Consider the following 2,136-nt stretch of genomic DNA (forward strand, 5'->3'; position numbering starts at 1 on the left):
CAAATAGGAAGAGATGGAAGTCCTCAAACATTTTGTAATGACTATTATACCAGTCCTATTTTAGAAGAAAACCATTATTATCCTTTTGGATTAAAGCATAGTGGGTATAATTCTAATAACTCACAACCTAATTACAATTATAAATACAACGGTAAAGAATTGCAAACCGAGTTAGGGCTTGATCTTTATGACTATGGTGCAAGAAACTATGATCCTGCTTTAGGTCGATGGATGAACATTGACCCGCTTGCGGAGAAATTTAATAATTACACTCCATATAGTTATACTTTAAACAGCCCTGTTATTTTTGTTGACCCAGACGGAATGGATGTAAAAGAGTATAGTTGGGGAGCAAGTTATACTGGTACAGATGCACAGAACCTAATTAGAGATTTACAAACTCAAATGTCCTCATCTAATAATTCTGAAGATTCTAATAATGAAGAACCTCCAATAAGTTTTTTTGCAAAGCCTAATAAGAAAATAACTAAAAATACTGAAAATTTGACTAATGATGAGAAGGAAGATTATAAGAATGGCATTTTAAATGGGGTTGTAGAATCTAGAGAATACAAAATAGGAGATGGTATATTTAGTGTTTATGGTCATGGTTTAATGAATGGTGGAATTGCAGATCAAAGAAATGGGAAAAAGAATCAAAAAGACATTTATGATGTAAATACATTGAATGATTTGATGAAAGAAATGAGTCCTCAATATAAAAAAGCTATGGAAGAAGGAAAGCCAATAACTTTGTACTTATTCACATGTAGTTCTGCTGATGGTGGTAATAATTCTTTGGCAGCAAGATTTTCAAGCGTATTTAAAAATGTAACGGTTATAGGTGCTGAAGATTATGTTAATTACGAGAAAACAACCAAAGGAGAAACAATAAAATATGGAATTGGTAGTCTTAGATATAATGGAAATTTAATCACATTCAAAGATGGTAAACAAATTAGTTCAATTAAATTCTCTGATTTTAAGAAGAAAAATAATCCTGTTGTTAGAGCAACAAAATTAAAATAATTATGAAATTTTTTTTATTGATTTTTATTTGTTTGATTTTTAGTTCATGTAATTTAAATAATAATACATCTATTTCAGGTGTTGATTTTTATAGTAAAGAATATGAAAGTAAAGTAAATGATAGTATTAAAAAAATGATTATTGAGTTAGGTGATACTACTGTTTATAATGAAAGTTATAAAATTGCCTCACTTTCGTTTAAAGGAGATGAGTTTTATTATTATTCTCAAGTTATGGCAGTAAAATATAATTACCCAGATGCTTATTATAATATGTTCATTAATTTTAGATATAAAGGAATTGAGTTAGAAAAGCTCTCTATTTATTATTTATTGAAAGCGTATGAACTTGGTTCAAAAAAAGCAAAAAATGATATGAAATATATATTTAAAAATAAAGAAATTCCTAAATCTGATGATTATTTTAATTTGAAAGATAATACTAAATATATTAAAATTCCAGCATATTAAGGTAATGGTTACTACGCCTACAAAGTAAATAAAAGCAAAAGCCACTTCTTGTAAAAGGAGTGGTTTTGTTGTTTGGTAATGTTTCAAAGTTAGTGATGAGTTCAATTTGAATATCTAATAAATTGATAATCAATAAAAATTAAAAATAATTGTAAAAAAGATGAGCTATATAGTCCATCTTTTTTTATGTTTAAAGTTCTTAAAACGAAGAAAATGATAAAAAAGTCGACCTCGTGTATTAGAATTAGTGATAGCTAAAAACGTAAGAGGAACAGATGCTACAGGAGCAACTGGTTTACAAACGGTAGATTACAGTTACAACATAAGAGGTTGGTTAAAAGCCATTAATGATGTAGAAAACATAGGTACCGATTTGTTTGCTTTTAAAATTAGCTATAACAACCCAGAAGACGCTACTGCTTTGTATAATGGCAATATATCAGAAACCTTTTGGAAAACCAGTAGTGATAATGTTAAAAGAAAATACAAATATAGCTATGACAACTTAAATAGGTTATTAGAAGCCAATTATAGCAAACCGGAAAGTGTTTCTCCAACACTAGATAATTATTTGGAAAAATTGACTTATGATAAGAACGGAAACATTCAAAACCTCATAAGAAATGGTGGTCGAGAT

The 2,136-nt window shown here is 28.4% G+C and carries 2 protein-coding genes and 1 pseudogene; all 3 read left to right on the plus strand.

Annotated elements, in window-relative coordinates:
* Window positions 1-1,029 (plus strand): RHS repeat domain-containing protein (locus tag FIA58_RS21065; protein WP_140964668.1); only part of this gene is annotated, 1,029 nt, incomplete at its 5' end.
* A gap of 2 nt (window positions 1,030-1,031) precedes the next feature.
* Complete coding sequence (locus tag FIA58_RS21070) at window positions 1,032-1,499, plus strand: hypothetical protein (RefSeq protein WP_140964669.1); 468 nt, start codon at window positions 1,032-1,034, stop codon at window positions 1,497-1,499.
* Between the two features lie 247 nt (window positions 1,500-1,746).
* Window positions 1,747-2,136: pseudogene (locus FIA58_RS21075) on the plus strand (type IV secretion protein Rhs); the annotation flags it as partial.

The organism is Flavobacterium jejuense, assembly GCF_006491595.2.
GTDB lineage: Bacteria > Bacteroidota > Bacteroidia > Flavobacteriales > Flavobacteriaceae > Flavobacterium > Flavobacterium jejuense.

Bases quoted from the DNA above. Each gene is read 5' to 3' on its own strand.
- FIA58_RS21070 (WP_140964669.1), top strand. From the start codon at position 1,032: ATGAAATTTTTTTTATTGATTTTTATTTGTTTGATTTTTAGTTCATGT.